We start from the raw sequence: 15,746 nt of genomic DNA, 5'->3' as shown, positions 1-15,746 counted from the left end.
ATCACGCTTACCTTGATTCCCATGGCGTAATGCCACTCATATCTTCAAGATTGTAGGGGGTTAGCTGATAAACATAGTAGTTAAGCCAATTACTCACCAGTAGACTACCGTGACCATGCCAGCGAGCGACGGGCTCTTGGCTAGGATCGTCGCCGCGATAATAATTTTGCGGAATGTCGGGATTAAGTCCAGCGTTTAAATCGCGCTGATACTCCTCATTCAAGGTCGACTTTTGGTATTCGGGGTGGCCCATCACAAACAGATTACGGTTACTGCGACTGAGCACCATATAGGCGCCCGCCTCATCCGATTCGGTCAGCACTTGCAACTCAGGATGTTGCTTTAATTGCTCAACATTCATCTCGGCAAAGCGCGAATGGGGCGCAAAAAACTCCTCATCGAAGCCGCGCAGCAGCGGAAAATGAATCGACGTACGTTGGTGACAAAATACCCCAGAGCGTTTTCTATCCAGCAATTGGCGTTGTAAACCATATAGATGATAGAGCGCAGCATGGGCGGCCCAACATAAAAACAATACCGAGGTAACATGAGCTTGAGACCAGTCGATGATCTCGCAAATATGTTCCCAGTAGATAACATCTTCAAACTCTACCTGCCCAAGGGGGGCACCGGTAATGATTAAGCCATCGTAATTTTTATGGCGCACATCTTCAAAATCACGATAAAAGTTATTCATATGATCGATAGAAGTATGCTTGGACGCTTTGTCATGAATACGCAGCAGATCGACATCGACTTGTAGCGGCGTATTGCCCAGCAGGCGCAGCAGTTGGGTTTCGGTTTCAATTTTGTTGGGCATCAGATTTAAGATCAGCACCTTCATGGGTCTGATATCTTGATTCGCCGCCCGGGTTTCAGACATGACGAAAATATTTTCTGATTCAAGGATCTCTGCCGCTGGCAGATTATCAGGAATTTTTACCGGCATAGCGCGCCTCTTTCAATCTTGTTAAGCACACTTAAAGGTGCACAATAATGAAATCGGCGCGATAACGGCTGTTTAGCGCTTTGTCAGTGCCAAAGTTTATGGCACTGAACAAACATTCAGGATTATCGGCCGACCTGCTGTACCAATACCGAAATGGGTTCTTGTGAGCCAAGATCGATAGGATACGCCTGAGTATTAATGAACATCAGCTGATCGTTATGACTAATTTTCGCCCCGACGGCATAAGTATGCCCAGGCTCAAACTGATCACTTGGGATCACAAACTGAAACGGTGCTGGAGTGGTAATATCACTGCGCTGCAATTCCGCTAATACCACCGCGGGTGCATCCATCTTAGAGACATCTTTCACCTGCACCGTTAATACCGCATCGCTAGGTAGCGCGATACGCTCTCTAAACCACACTTCACCTTGAATTTCGACACTGGCATTAGGCGTCGCACAGCCACTAAGCACACTGGCCGCCATGACCACAGGTAACAGCGGTTTTAACCATTTGTTCATTATCTAGCTCCTTATAATACATCAAGACATCTGGATGTCTATATGTCTAACCTCAATTGCAACAAATAACTGATCTCACAAGCAGTTATCTTACCAAGAATTGTGAAAGCACCCATGTTTGTGTCATTCACTTAAGTGATACACCTTGTTCTAGGATCGATATCTTCATATCATGGAACGACCATTTGTTGCGAAATAGCCTAATGACCCAAGCTACTGCCATTATTGTGGGCGCAAGCTCACTACTCAGCCAAGAAATAGCCAAACAACTTGCCAAACAAGATGTTGAACTCGTCCTACTGGCTCAAGATCCTGACTCAATTAATGAATTTGCGCAATCCTTACCGACCAAGGTCAGGGTTGAGGCGCTGCAAATTGATCAACCCGCGGCCATCATTACCACCCTAGAAACCCTCTGGCAGCAACTTGACAGCGTACACTTAGTATTAGTCAACACAGGGCTCAATAGCTATGATCCCACCCTGCCTTGGCAACCTGAAGCCGACATTATTACCGTCAATGTACAAGGCTTTAGCGCCGTCTGTAATACTGCCTTTAGGCTGTTTACCGAACAAGGTTATGGTCAGCTCGCGGCGATCAATTCTATCGCAGGCCTGCGCGGCGGCCCCAGTGTGGCTTACCATGCCTCAAAAGCCTACGCCAGCAACTACCTTGAAGGGCTGAGTATGCATGCTCAGCGACTCAAATTGCCCATTACCATCACCGATCTGCAACTGGGACTGCTCGATAAAGCCGCCCTGCAACGCAGTCGCTTATGGCTCTCGCCTCCGGATGAAGTGGCTCGGCAGGTGATAAAGGCGATGCAATCGGCCAAACGTAAAGCTTATATCACTAAGCGCTGGCGTCTGGTCGCCTGGCTCACTAAGTTACTGCCTGAATTTATTTATAACACCCGCCACTGGCGCACTAAAGCGCAGCGCCTAGCTGAAAAATCAGCCCAAAAAGCCACCCGCGATCAGCAGGACACGCCAGAGTAATTTCACCTTGGCTCGCCGATGCGAACTTAAGTCATCGGAGAGTCAAGCTACGCGCTTATCACTGCCTCATAATCCCTATCGGCAGGTAAATTGGGGTGTATATTCCAAAATTCAACGCCTTGTTGATAGGTCATTTTATCGCCACCTTACCACTAAGCTGCAGCCCTATTTATCACCTAACAGGCTATTAGTGCTTTAGTCTATAAATGCCACAATGTGCTTGTGGCGTCTTACCAGCATTGGGTAGTGTGTTGACCTACATCACTCAGAACACTGTTATGCATGGAGGCCTCATGTCTGCCGTACCGACATTTGCAAACAACAACACTTTTCCGCTTACCCTCAGCCAATATGACGGCCACACTAGCTCGCCGTTAATAGAGCGCACCATAGGCCACTATTTCGATGACATAGTAAAGCGTTACCCGGATAAACTCGCTATTGTGATGCATCACCAAGGGATCCGCTGGAGTTACCAAGAATATCAAGCACAGATAGATGAATTGGCGGCTGGCCTGCTGGCTATCGGTATCCAACCAGGCGATCGCGTTGGTATCTGGTCACCCAATAATATTGAATGGTGTTTAACCCAATTTGCCACCGCCAAAATTGGCGCCATTATGGTGTGCATCAATCCTGCCTATCGCCCCGAAGAGCTGCAGTATGCCCTCAATAATGTCGGCTGCCGCGCGATTATCTGCGCCGAAAAATTTAAGTCGAGTAACTACCTCGAGATGCTGTATCAATTAGCGCCCGAGTTACACGACTGTCAACCGGGGCAACTCACCGCGGCGCAGTTACCCTCGTTAGAATGTGTGATCCGCATGGGGCACGACGCCTCCCCCGGCATGCTCAATTTCGACCACGTTAAGCGCCCACTGAGCAGCGCTGACAAGATACAACTCAATGCCGTCGCGCAAGGGCTCTCGCCCTTTGATGCCATTAATATTCAATTTACCTCAGGCACCACTGGCAATCCTAAAGGCGCGACCTTGAGTCATCATAATATTCTCAACAATGGCCTCTTGGTGGCTAACGCCATGCAGCTGAGCGCCGATGACAAGTTGTGCATCCCAGTGCCCTTATATCACTGTTTTGGGATGGTGCTGGGTAACTTATCGTGCATCAGCAAAGGTGCGGCGGCGATATTTCCAAGCGACTCATTCGATCCGCTCACCACCTTGCAGGTGGTTGAAGCAGAAAAGTGCACCGCCCTGCATGGGGTACCGACCATGTTTATCGCTCAGCTTGAGCACCCAGAATTTAATCAGTTTGATTTAAGTTCGCTGCGCACCGGCGTCATGGCTGGCGCCACCTGCCCCGAAGAGGTGATGCGCCGAGTACAAAGCCTGATGTATATGGAGCAAGTGCTTATTGGTTACGGCCAAACCGAATGCAGCCCAATTAACAACATGACCGAAATCGACTCTTCGGTAGAGAAGCGGGTCACCACGGTAGGCCGCGCTCTGGCCCATACTCAGGTTAAAATAGTCGACGAATTTGGCGAACTCGTGCCTATAGGCCAGCCTGGTGAAGTGTGCAGCCGCGGCTACGGGGTGATGCAGTGTTATTGGAATGATGCTGAAAAAACCGCGGCCACCATAGACAATGACGGTTGGTTACACTCTGGCGATATTGGCGAAATGGACAGCGAAGGATACGTTAAAATTGTCGGGCGGATTAAAGATATGATCATTCGCGGCGGCGAAAATATCTACCCGCGCGAAATTGAAGAGAAGCTTTATAGTCATCCCGATGTACAAGATGCGGCCGTATTTGGGGTGCAAAGTGACAAATACGGTGAAGAGGTGTGCGTGTGGATTAAAGTGCAGCCACGCGCTCAAATTGATGAGGCGGCGATCCGCCATTTCTTAACCGAGAAAATAGCCTACTTCAAGGTGCCAAGGTACATCAAATTTGTCGAGCAATACCCAATGACAGTGACGGGGAAAATCCAGAAGTTCAAAATGCGTGAACTCATGTATCAAGAACTCTATCAAGACATTAACCGTGAGTCGGTAAGCTGCGCCTAAGCCTGATGGATAGCCGTGTATTAAGTTGCAGGCAAGGTTCATCAGTCACTCAAAGAGCAAGGCAAGCTGACTAAGACTAAAACGAAGACTAAACCTTAGCGGTATGCGTAAAAATAGCGACCAAACAAAAAGCCAACCTGCATGCAGGTTGGCTTTTTTAGGTTATGCCCGGACGCTCGTTGGCAACCCCATTGATGACATGTCGTCTGACGCTTACAAAATAAACGTCGCGACCTTCTCGCTCAAATCGGTTGCCCGATCTTTGAGTATTTTTGCCTGAGTTAAATGGGTTCTGGCTGATGAGGTGATCTCATCGGTAACATCTTTTATCGCAACCGTATTTTGAGTGATCTCGTTGGTCACCTGCGTCTGCTCTTCTGCGGCAGTGGCAATTTGGCCTGCCATATCAGAAATCACATTCACCGCTTGAGTGATCTCCTCAAGTGCTTGCGCGGCCGCATTAACATCATTGACACTGTTATTGGCCAGTCCCTTACTGCTGTCCATCAAACTAACCGCCTGCTTGGTGGTATTTTGTAAGGTTTCGATTGTGGTATAGATCTCTTCGGTAGAATCTTGGGTACGGCGAGATAACACCCGCACTTCGTCAGCCACTACCGCAAAACCTCGCCCTTGCTCACCAGCGCGCGCCGCTTCAATCGCCGCATTTAACGCCAATAAGTTGGTCTGCTCTGCGATCCCTTGAATCGTGGTTAAGATGCTTGAAATCGCTTGAGCGTGTCGACTTAACTCACCAATCACAGTGGTTGCCTCGTCAACTTCTGATGCCAGTGCATTAATGGTTGTGCGGGTTTGATCCACCAACCCTTTACCCTGAGTACTGCTTTGCGCCGACTGCTGCGCCGCGGCGGCGGTACTTTCAGCATTGGCGGCAATTTCATGAGTCGCGCTCGACATTTCGGTGACCGCCGTGGCGACCATAGACACTTCTTGCTGCTGGCGTTGCAGCTCATCGACACTCGATTGGTTAGTGACTAAGCTCTGCTCGGCGTCAGCATCAAGCTCAATAGCGAGCTGACGAATATGACTGATTAGCTCATGCTGACTACTGACAAAACGGTTAAAGCTGTCGGCCAGAACGCCCACTTCATCTTGGCTGTCCACCTCGATGCGCTGGGTTAAATCACCATTACCATCGGCAATACGTGACAGCGCTTGTGATACGCGGCTTAATGGCCCCAGTAACAGACTTAATAGCCAAGAAATAGCTAACACACTGATGATTAAGGCTAGTGCAGCTAAACCTAACTGAGTTAGCATCAAGTTGCTCAATGGGGCTTCTAACGTCTCTTTATCGAGAACAAACACCAACTGCCAATCGGTAGTGGGGATCTCAACAGCCCAAAGCAGTTTATCGCGTCCTTCAGCCTCAAAATAGGCGGGCGCTAATTGCCCTGTTTGACGACTCATTTCAGACAAGCGCTGACTCAACTCATCATCGACATCTGTCACCTTGTCCATCAACTTACTGGGATCTTTATGGGCTATCACAGTGCCATCTTTGTGCATCATGATGGCGTAACCGTTGGCCGGCAGTGACATATTGTTGACACTTTCGACCAAGCTGGCAATCGATACATCGCCCCCTACAACACCATTGCGTGTCGGCTGGGCTATGGTTACCACTAATACATTGAAGGCCACATCTAAATATGGCTTGGTAATAATGGCGCCGCGCGCTTGTTGCGCTTGCTCATACCAAGGACGAGCGCGAGGATCGTACCCTGTGCGGTCGATACTCGGATCGGAGTCAACCATGACACCAGTGTTACTGCCAAAATAGGTTAACTGAAAATCGCCAGAGGCTTGTGCTTGTTGCAGCGCATTTAGCGTATCGCCCTCAACTTTCGTCGCGACCGATGCGATGACACGTTGACGATCGGCTAACCACTCTTTAATGCGCATCGCCTGTTGCTCGCCAGATTCACTCACCTGAGCGACACTGCTTTGCAGTAACAAGGCTTTTTGGGTGGAATAGCTGCGCCATGATAGCAGTGCAATAACAACCGCAAGGGCAAGTACAACCGATAACAATATTTTTTTCTTGAGTGAATATGAATTCATATTGGATGCTAATCTGATGTTTAATGAAACTAAGGGACAGGGATAAATAAAGCCATTTAGTCGCTAAATTTAGTGTGCGATTAGAGACTGAAAAACCACCTCAATCTTGGCGGGCATTCTCGCACACGTAATAAAACAACAAAAGAAAAAAACACTATTTTATAGCGAAACCCACGTCATTTTAACACTGGTAGTACAAGTTTAATTTACTCTTGACGAAAAAATCAGTGGAAAACACTAGAGATGTAAATTGATTGGGTTGGATGGGGCGAAAATGTAAAGCAAATACTGCACAGAGCAACACTTGATTAAACTTGCCGTTGCTAGCCTATTTTCATTAAACAGATCTTGGCTAACGATGCTCATTAATGGGTTATCAGGCGTTGGCCAATGATGTGCAATAATGGCGACAAACAGCATGAATAGGCACATTAGTGCTATTTTTACCATTCAGCATCCAAGGGAAAACGCAGTCAATTATCATACAATGTGTCCATCATTGTCCCCCATGACCAACACCGAGTTAACTACAGATGCGGCGCGACATCATGGTATACCCAAGAGAGCGACCATCGATGCGATACATATCATTAATCTGCGCACATTGAATAAAGTCATGACGTTGATACAGTTTGTAAGCAGACTGATTCTCCGTCAGCAACCATAAATCAATCACCTCACAGTCGGTGTGCAGCGCCGCCCACACAAACATGCTATTAAGTAATTGGCTACCAAGCCCCTGTCCACGACACGACTTATCGACGCCCATGCCGAGTAACACTCGATGCGGCGTATGCGGCTCTTGATGAGGACGAATATCGATATGCCCCACAACCTGCTCATTATCAAAAGCCAACAACAGACGACGCCAACCACCTTGTTGCAACGGCTTGTCTATTCCTTGTGTGAAACGGGCACGCATCTCATCATTAAGCTGCGACTCGGCCACCGACAATGGTAGAAATGGCACACTGTCATCGGCGCCATTCTCTTTAAGTTGCTTGGCCAGATAAACAAAAAAACGCGGTAAATCGTCACTGGTCGCTAATCGAATGTCCAAAACTCAGTATCCTTTTTATAGTTAAGCATGAGTTAATATAGGTCTCTATCACCGCAATGAATAACCTAGCAAGACGCACTATTAGCAAGATGCTACTAATATTTAGAGAAATTAAGGCAAATAGAATGCGTGATATTTTATCAACACAGGTTAACCGACTGATGTCAAATACACACTTAAAAATCACCTAACTCTGGGTTTATTTAAATTTGCCATAAAAAGAGCCGCGAGCAGCTTGATATGCCCGTAAGACTCGAGGCCAATACCACTAACGACTATCCCTTATTGGGCTTCACAAATCTACAGCACAAACATGCTTTTCTAAACACGGCATGACTCAAATCGCGACTGACTCATTACAGATAGCTGTTATACGCAAATAACGTCGGTTAAAGTAGGAACAACAAAACAACCGCAAAAAAGCACTCTAACGACGGTTAATGATCAAATTAAGCCAATCATTCACAACCAGCCCGTTTTCGCTGCCAGTGCTCAAACAAACTAGGTGACATCAACACACAGGGTGCTAAAATGTCGACCTATTTCACTACATAACTGGATATTGGCAATGCGAGTTAGCAAGTACCTGCTGTCAACACAAAAAGAGACCCCAGCAAACGCTGAGGTGGTAAGTCATCAATTAATGCTACGTGCGGGAATGATCCGTCGTAACGCATCAGGTCTTTACAGCTGGTTGCCGACAGGCTTACGTGTACTGCGTAAGATTGAAGCGATTGTGCGTGAAGAGATGAACAATGCAGGTGCTGTTGAGATCTTAATGCCCATGGTACAACCGGCTGATCTGTGGGTTGAAACCGGTCGTTGGGAAAAATTTGGTCCTGAGCTATTGCGCTTTCAAGACCGTCACAACCGTGACTTCGTCTTAGGCCCGACCCATGAAGAAGTGATCACCGACATCGTTCGTAAAGAAGTTAACTCATACAAGCAGTTACCACTTAACCTTTACCAAATTCAAACTAAATTCCGCGATGAAGTACGTCCACGTTTTGGTGTGATGCGCTCGCGTGAATTCTTGATGAAAGACGCTTACTCTTTCCATTTAGACCAACAAACCATGGATGAAACCTATGAGGCGATGTACACCGCCTATAGCAACATCCTAGGCCGTATGGGTCTGGCTTTCCGCCCAGTACTTGCTGATACCGGCTCTATCGGTGGCAGCATGTCACATGAGTTCCACGTATTAGCCAACAGCGGTGAAGACTTAATAGCTTACTCAACTGAGAGTGATTACGCCGCTAACATCGAAAAAGCAGAAGCGCCAATCCCAACTGAGCCACGCGGCGCAGCAACGGTTGAAATGAGCATTATCGATACGCCTAATGCTAAGACCATTGAAGAACTCGTCTCACAGCACGGCATCGCTATCGAAAAAACCGTTAAGACCATTATTGTTAAAGGTGCAACCGAAGAAGCGCCGTTAGTTGCCGTGATCATTCGTGGCGACCATGAGCTTAACGAAGTGAAAGTTGAGAAGCTTGACGCCGTATTGGCTCCATTTGAGATGGCCGATGAAGCCGATATCCGCAAAGCACTGGGTGCAGGCCCTGGATCACTAGGTCCTGTCGGGCTTAATATTCCAGTCTATATTGACCACAGCGTTAACATCATGAGTGATTTTGCCGCTGGCGCTAACCAAGATGGTAAGCACTATGTGGGCATTAACTGGGAGCGCGACCTACCGGAAGCCCCCGTTGCCGACCTACGTAACGTCATCGAAGGTGAAGCGAGCCCATGTGGCAAGGGCACTATCGGACTACTGCGCGGCATCGAAGTGGGTCATATCTTCCAGTTAGGTACGAACTACTCAGAGTCGATGGGCGCTAACGTACTAGACGAAAACGGCAAGTCAAAAACCTTACTGATGGGTTGTTACGGTGTGGGCGTAAGCCGCATGGTGGCGGCGGCAATTGAGCAAAACAACGATGATCGCGGCATTATCTGGCCAGATGCGATTGCACCGTTCAAAGTAGGCATCTTGCCAATGAACATGCACAAATCTCACCGCGTTAAGGATATGGCTGAGCAGCTATATCAAGACCTTAACGATGCCGGTATCGAAGTGCTGTTTGACGACCGTAAAGAGCGCCCTGGCGTAATGTTTGCCGATATGGAGCTTATCGGTCTGCCACACGTTATCGTGATTGGCGATCGCAACATCGACAGCGGTGTATTCGAATATAAGAACCGCCGCACAGGTGAAAAGCAAGATATTCCATTCGATCAAATCATCGACTTTATTAAGTCTGCTAAGTGATATTGAGCACAATTAGCTCGCATTATTAGCAATCAATAGCCAATAAAAACGCCTAGAATGATCTAGGCGTTTTTAAAAACTGCTTTTAAAAAGCTGGCTCAGAAAACAATAATCACATCTGCAGTGCAAGTTGAAGTGCCTGCATCACATGCCTTATAAGTGTAGCTTCCGCCTCCCTTACTACTAATAGTATCAGTGTAGGTGGTACTCGCAGACGTTGTTGTAATCAAGCTCTCATCACGATAAACATCCACACTGGCACCCGCTGCACCGCTAAAGGTTAAGTCAACCTTGTTAACACCTTTACTCTTATAACTTGTTGCAGAGATGGAGAAATCACCAGTGCCACCGCCGTTATCTCCGCCATTACCACCGCCGGCGCAACCATTTGCCGTTAGATAAGCATCCGCAGCAGCGGCTTGAACTATACCGTATCCAAAGTAAACATCTTTACCCGTTGCGCCAGCATCAAGTGCCGTGGCTTTAAGCGCTTGACGGATCTCACTACCTGTACATTGGTTATGATTAGACCATACCAATGCAGCAATCCCCGATACTGCAGGCGTTGCCATAGAAGTACCACTCATAAACCCATAATCAGAAGCACCAATATCGATGCTGGCCGTATTGGCTGCAACTAACACCGCCCTATCTTCTTGCGCTGCACCGACTGCAGCAATAGAGGTGTTATTAACTGTGCCTAATGTGGCGTATAACATGCCGGGCTCGTTGTTAATAATGATCGCACCGATACCACCCGAGCTTTCGCAGTTCGCGACTTTGTCATGAAATGAGATCACTCCACGGTCAATGACACAGATGTTACCGTTGGCACTGGGATCTGGCGTTTGCGCCGTCCCCATAAAGTAAGTATTACCAGAGACAGCCCCAGCGTTCTCCATCGCGCTGCTCGCCACAACAACACCATCTGCCGACAAATAAGAGGCTGTCGCCATATTCGCAGGGTAAGTCGATAACGTATCCACACCACCCGCAGTCACTTCTACACAGGTGTTTTCATCTGTCCTCACGCGCTTACCACGACCCGATGTACACGATGGGAATTGTGAAAAATCGGCAATATTGTTATTTGCATCGTTAGCCCCCACCATCATCACAGATGAGTAACCCGCAGGATATGAACGCACATTATTACCGTCGTTACCGGCCGCAGCAACGACTAAACCGCCAGCATCAACAAATGTTTGGAATGCATTCGACTCGGTCGCATTAGCACCGCCGCCACCTAAACTCATACTGATGATGTTAGCTCCCGCGGCACTACATAAATTGGTTGCATGGGCTAAATCTGAGGAGTAGCCCCAGCCTGTAGCATTAAACACCTTGATAATGTGCATATCGACCCCTGGCGCCATGCCCAACACACCAATATTGTTATCGGCAGCCCCTATGGTTCCAGCAACATGGGTGCCATGTGGGCCACCATTTTCATTCCAGTTGCCGGTACCGGAATCGTTGTCACCGGTGATATTATTCCAAACGAAGTCAGGATTAGAGGCATCTAAGCCCGAGTCGATAACACACACCTTCATACCGGCAGCAGCATTAAAGCTTACCTGGTCGGCTTGAGATTGATAAATAGCATAAGGAGTCAATTGCTGGGTCATAGGATCACCCACATCATCACTAAAACCCATAAGGTAACGACGTTGATCCACTTCGACCCATTTTACATGTGGATTATTGAACAATCCTCTCACTTGAGCTAAATCTCTGCCCGTAAATGTCGCAGCGACAAAACCATCGCCATCAACGTGGATCTGAGCCCCTAATTGCTTAGCAAGCGCCTTTACAACACCCTTGCCTCCATTTTCTACTTGGATGATGTAACGCTCATCATCAGCAACTGCCGAGGTTGAAAGGCCAACACTTAATGCCATCACTGCACTTGCTAATTTTGTCAACTTCATAAAGCTATCTCCATTATATTGTTTATATTTAGAGTTACTTACTCGAGTATCCACCTGCAAACGCCACGATACATCTCACGCTATTTACAACCGTTTTCGGCACTTACGACTACGTAAATTTGAAACACCTATCATAAAAACTAAGGTAAAACGAATTATCAATAAATAGTAGACCTATGCTAGAGATCTGTAAATGTTAACAAATGGTTACACCTAGCTATTGGAAAGATTGCTTATGCTGACAATAAACCCATCGCATCAGCTAAACAAAACTCCATCAGCCAACCACCAGCCACGACTCAAACAAACACAAAAATGCCCAGCCTCATTCAAGGCTAGGCATTACACTTAAGTACATAATCGACTGAGTATCATCGCTCATTCTAAGCACTACTTTTTAGCACGACATCAAAACGCTATCTTTTATCCTCAATCACCACGCCATCATTGGCTAATGTCCCTGTGGCAACCAAAACCACCTCGCCACTGAGCTGGGTTTCGGCTCGAATAGAGGCGCTAATGGCGGCAATATCCAGTTGCGATCGCTGCGGCTCATCCACTTCACACAGTAAACACATAGTATCGTTGTGGTTACTGCTCGCGATCACTAGCCGTACTTTAGCAAGCTGGCTATGACGACGGCGAATACGCTCAACTTGTTCTGGGTGCACAAACAAGCCTTTCACTTTACAGGTTTGATCGGCGCGGCCCATCCAGCCTTTAATGCGCATATTGGTGCGCCCGCAGCGACTTTCCCCACCCATGAAGGCTGACAAATCCCCGGTGGCAAAGCGGATCAGCGGATAATCGCGATTAAAGCTGGTGACCACCACCTCGCCAACTTCACCATCGACAACAGGAGTTTGCGTACCTGGGCGCACAATTTCGACAATAATATCTTCGGCGACCACTAAGCCGTCATCGCTGACACTTTCAAAGGCGATAAGCCCCAGATCAGCAGTCGCATAAGCCTGCTTAACGGTAATGCCCGCCTCGGCAAAGCGGGCTTTGAGCGGCGCCGTTAACGCCTCGCCAGAGACCAGCGCCTTAGTGATTGACGAGACATCGCCATCCAACTGCTGAGCTTTTTCGAGCAAGATATTTAAAAATGAGGGTGTGCCGCAATAGCCATTGGGCTTTAAGCTGCCAATCAAGGCCAGTTGCTGCTCTGTCTGCCCGGGACCGGCGGGGATCACGCTGCAACCACAGGCCTTAGCACCCGAGTCCATCATAAAGCCGCCAGGAGTTAAATGATAAGAGAGACAATTTTGCACCCGATCGCCCTGACGAAAACCCGCAGCAAAAAACGCTTGTCCCATGCGCCACCAATCATGGCCATCACATTCGGGCTCATGAATTGGGCCCGGTGATTGAAATATACGCCCCACATGATGATGCGTGGGGGTCATGCCGGCAAAAGGCGGCTTCGCGGCCTGCAATTCAATCAGATCGGCCTTACGGGTGATGGGCAGCGTCGCTAACGCAGCCCGGCTATTGATTTGGCTAACATCGATGTCGGCTAACCGCATCGCATAATAGTTGCAGTGATTTTTAGCAAAGCTCAGCTGCTCGGCCAGCGCCGACATAAGGTAGTCTTCGCGAACGGTAGCGCTTTGCCCTTCCAGTGGGTGATAAAAATGGCTCATGTCGGCTCCTGTTACAACCAGCGTTTACGGCGTTTATACGACTTTAAATTTTTAAAACTTTTGCGGGTTTCATTACCGCCCCCCAGATAAAACTCTTTTACGTCTTCGTTATTGAGCAGCTGCGCCTTACTGCCATCGAGCACTATCTTGCCCGACTCCATGATATAGCCGTAATTGGCAGCCTTTAAGGCGTAGTTAGCATTTTGCTCTACCAGCAGCATGGTGATCCCCTGCTCGCGATTGATCTTCTCAATAATGCCAAACACCTCTTTAACCAGCAGTGGCGATAGGCCCATCGAGGGTTCATCGAGACAGATCATCTTAGGGCGCGCCATTAACGCGCGGCCGATGGCCAGCATTTGCTGCTCGCCGCCCGACAGGTATCCGGCGAGCCCGGTGCGCTCTTTTAGGCGTGGAAAGTAGTTAAACACCATCTCAATGTCTTGATTAACTTGACCGTCATGACGGGTATAGGCGCCTAACTTTAAATTTTCAATCACGCTCATATCTTCAATGATCCGCCGACCTTCCATCACCTGAAATAGGCCTGAGCGCACCACATCCGAAGCGTTTTGGGTATCGATTCGCTCGCCCATAAAATGGATGTCACCACGAGACACCTCACCGTTTTCGGTCTTTAGTAATCCAGATATCGCCTTCAAGGTGGTCGATTTACCTGCGCCATTAGGGCCAAGTAGGGTGACGATTTCGCCTTGTGGCACATCGATACTGACGCCGCGAAGCACCTGAATGACATCGTCATACACCACTTCGATATTATTAATAGAGAGAATGGGGCTTTCTGGCTTTAACTGCACTGCTTGTGTCATAACAACTCCAGGGCGATAGGTGATGGCCTAGCAGGCTGTAATACCATGCTAGGCCGAAATGGGTAATTAATAACCTAACCAATCAACGCGGCGCTCAAGCGTGACTTGGTTGACCTTCTCAACCTTAATGTCTCCACCGTTATAGTTGCCTTTGTAGATGTTGACCTGATTAATGCCGCGGTGATCATCAGGTGTCCACGTCGCCGCTAAGCAGACGCCTTCAAGCCCTTTAGGCACCCAGTTTTGCTGCACATACATGCCTTTTTTAACGTTAGGCCCAGTAATCCCGCCATTGGCCTTAGCCCACTGCATCGACTCTTTCATAAAGTAGGTGGAGCAAACACCGCGAATATAGTGGTGTAGACGAGGTTCTTGACCGCTAGCATCGGACATTTTTGAGATCTCACGAACCAGCGCCATGCCCGGTACCTCATCGCCCCAAAACGGGGTCATGGTAGGGAAGATATAGTTTTTCACCCCTTCACCCGCCGCCTGAAATACCAACTTGTCGCCGCCCCAAATATTAGACATAAACTGAATATCGGTGCCGACCGTGTCGCACGACTTGATTAACGACTGCACCGAACCGCCTAAGTTGCCGATATAGCCATAATTGGTCCCCGAACTTTTAAGGCTTAAACATTGCGCTTTAAAGTCACCGGGTTTCATCGAGATCACCACCGGCGGCTGTACATCAAAGCCAAGCTCGGTGGCGTATTCGGCGCACGCCTCTTTAGGGGCGTTAGGGAACGGATGGTTGGCACCAATGTGGGTGAACTTTGGCTTGCCCTGCCCTCCTTTTGCTTGCCAATCCTCTGCGGCCCACTGCACCAAGCCACGACATGCATCAGAATAAGACGCGCCATAGAAGAAGTTATACGGCGCAGGCTTTTTGGTATTGGGGTTTTTACCTTGCGGATCGGTGAGATGCCCCGAATAGGAAGCCGAGAAGATCGGCAGTTCATCTTTAGCGGCAAAAGAGATCAACGCTTCGGTATCGGCCGTGCCCCAGCCTTGCATCGCCACCATATTTTCACGCGACAACCACTTTTTATAGGAGGCGATAGCCTGCGGCACCTTGTAAGCATAATCTATGGTTTCATATTCCAGCGTGGTGCCGTCGATACCGCCATTGGCATTGATATACGCCAGCGCATCACGCACGCCATCGGCGTAAGGCTTGCCCACAAACGCTGTGGGGCCTGACATATCAGCAAGATGGCCAACAAATACCGAATCTTCGGCTTGCACGCCCGCACTGACTAAGGTCATTCCTGCCAATGTTGAGCCAAGTAATAGTGTCTTATACATAATAATTTCCCTTCAAAAATGGTCCATCAGGTTGAACGCTGCCGCCCCCAAGTGGGTTAGGCTAAGCCCGTTCTCATGTCAAACTGCGTGCTTCTTTAAAG

General features: G+C 48.4%; 11 protein-coding genes. 3 read left to right on the top strand and 8 right to left on the bottom strand.

The window, feature by feature from the left end; translation table 11 throughout:
- Window positions 1–7 precede the first annotated feature (7 nt).
- Both metA and AC5YB1_RS07855 read right to left on the bottom strand, forming a co-directional pair.
- Window positions 8–949 carry a homoserine O-succinyltransferase MetA gene (metA, locus tag AC5YB1_RS07860; protein WP_494521376.1) on the bottom strand — a complete coding sequence of 314 codons (942 nt, stop codon included), beginning with the start codon at window positions 947–949 and terminating at the stop codon, window positions 8–10.
- Between the two features lie 122 nt (window positions 950–1,071).
- Window positions 1,072–1,473: a YbaY family lipoprotein gene (locus AC5YB1_RS07855; protein WP_494521375.1), complete on the bottom strand. Its 402-nt coding sequence runs from the start codon at window positions 1,471–1,473 to the stop codon at window positions 1,072–1,074.
- Between the two features lie 203 nt (window positions 1,474–1,676).
- On the opposite strand from AC5YB1_RS07855, the gene AC5YB1_RS07850 reads away from it, so the two are divergent.
- Complete coding sequence (locus tag AC5YB1_RS07850) at window positions 1,677–2,471, top strand: SDR family NAD(P)-dependent oxidoreductase (protein WP_494521374.1); 795 nt, start codon at window positions 1,677–1,679, stop codon at window positions 2,469–2,471.
- A gap of 293 nt (window positions 2,472–2,764) precedes the next feature.
- On the top strand, window positions 2,765–4,504 hold the full coding sequence (locus AC5YB1_RS07845; protein ID WP_494521373.1) for an AMP-binding protein: 1,740 nt from the start codon (window positions 2,765–2,767) through the stop codon (window positions 4,502–4,504).
- Window positions 4,505–4,717: 213 nt separating this feature from the next.
- On the opposite strand, the gene AC5YB1_RS07840 is transcribed toward AC5YB1_RS07845, so the two are convergent.
- Complete coding sequence (locus AC5YB1_RS07840) at window positions 4,718–6,589, bottom strand: methyl-accepting chemotaxis protein (RefSeq protein ID WP_494521372.1); 1,872 nt, start codon at window positions 6,587–6,589, stop codon at window positions 4,718–4,720.
- Between the two features lie 523 nt (window positions 6,590–7,112).
- Window positions 7,113–7,649 (bottom strand): GNAT family N-acetyltransferase, encoded by a 537-nt coding sequence (locus tag AC5YB1_RS07835; protein WP_475514355.1) that lies wholly within the window; start codon window positions 7,647–7,649, stop codon window positions 7,113–7,115.
- A gap of 568 nt (window positions 7,650–8,217) precedes the next feature.
- On the opposite strand from AC5YB1_RS07835, the gene AC5YB1_RS07830 reads away from it, so the two are divergent.
- On the top strand, window positions 8,218–9,927 hold the full coding sequence (locus AC5YB1_RS07830) for a proline--tRNA ligase (RefSeq protein WP_494521371.1): 1,710 nt from the start codon (window positions 8,218–8,220) through the stop codon (window positions 9,925–9,927).
- A 98-nt stretch (window positions 9,928–10,025) separates the two neighbouring features.
- Here AC5YB1_RS07830 and AC5YB1_RS07825 read toward each other — a convergent pair whose 3' ends face one another.
- The 4 genes from AC5YB1_RS07825 to AC5YB1_RS07810 all read right to left on the bottom strand — a co-directional run bounded on the left by AC5YB1_RS07825 (window position 10,026) and on the right by AC5YB1_RS07810 (window position 15,645).
- Entirely contained in the window at window positions 10,026–11,858 is a 1,833-nt protein-coding gene (locus tag AC5YB1_RS07825) for a S8 family serine peptidase (protein ID WP_494521370.1), read from the bottom strand.
- 416 nt (window positions 11,859–12,274) lie between these two features.
- Complete coding sequence (locus AC5YB1_RS07820) at window positions 12,275–13,504, bottom strand: phenylacetate--CoA ligase family protein (RefSeq protein ID WP_494521369.1); 1,230 nt, start codon at window positions 13,502–13,504, stop codon at window positions 12,275–12,277.
- A gap of 11 nt (window positions 13,505–13,515) precedes the next feature.
- The gene (locus tag AC5YB1_RS07815) at window positions 13,516–14,334 is read right to left on the bottom strand and encodes an ABC transporter ATP-binding protein (protein ID WP_110458636.1); all 819 of its coding nucleotides are present in this window, start codon (window positions 14,332–14,334) and stop codon (window positions 13,516–13,518) included.
- Window positions 14,335–14,400: 66 nt separating this feature from the next.
- Window positions 14,401–15,645 carry an ABC transporter substrate-binding protein gene (locus tag AC5YB1_RS07810; protein ID WP_494521368.1) on the bottom strand — a complete coding sequence of 415 codons (1,245 nt, stop codon included), beginning with the start codon at window positions 15,643–15,645 and terminating at the stop codon, window positions 14,401–14,403.
- Window positions 15,646–15,746: the final 101 nt, after the last annotated feature.

The sequence above is a fragment of the Shewanella sp. 433 genome (assembly GCF_059338565.1).
This window is presented reverse-complemented; position numbering and strand designations above follow the sequence as displayed.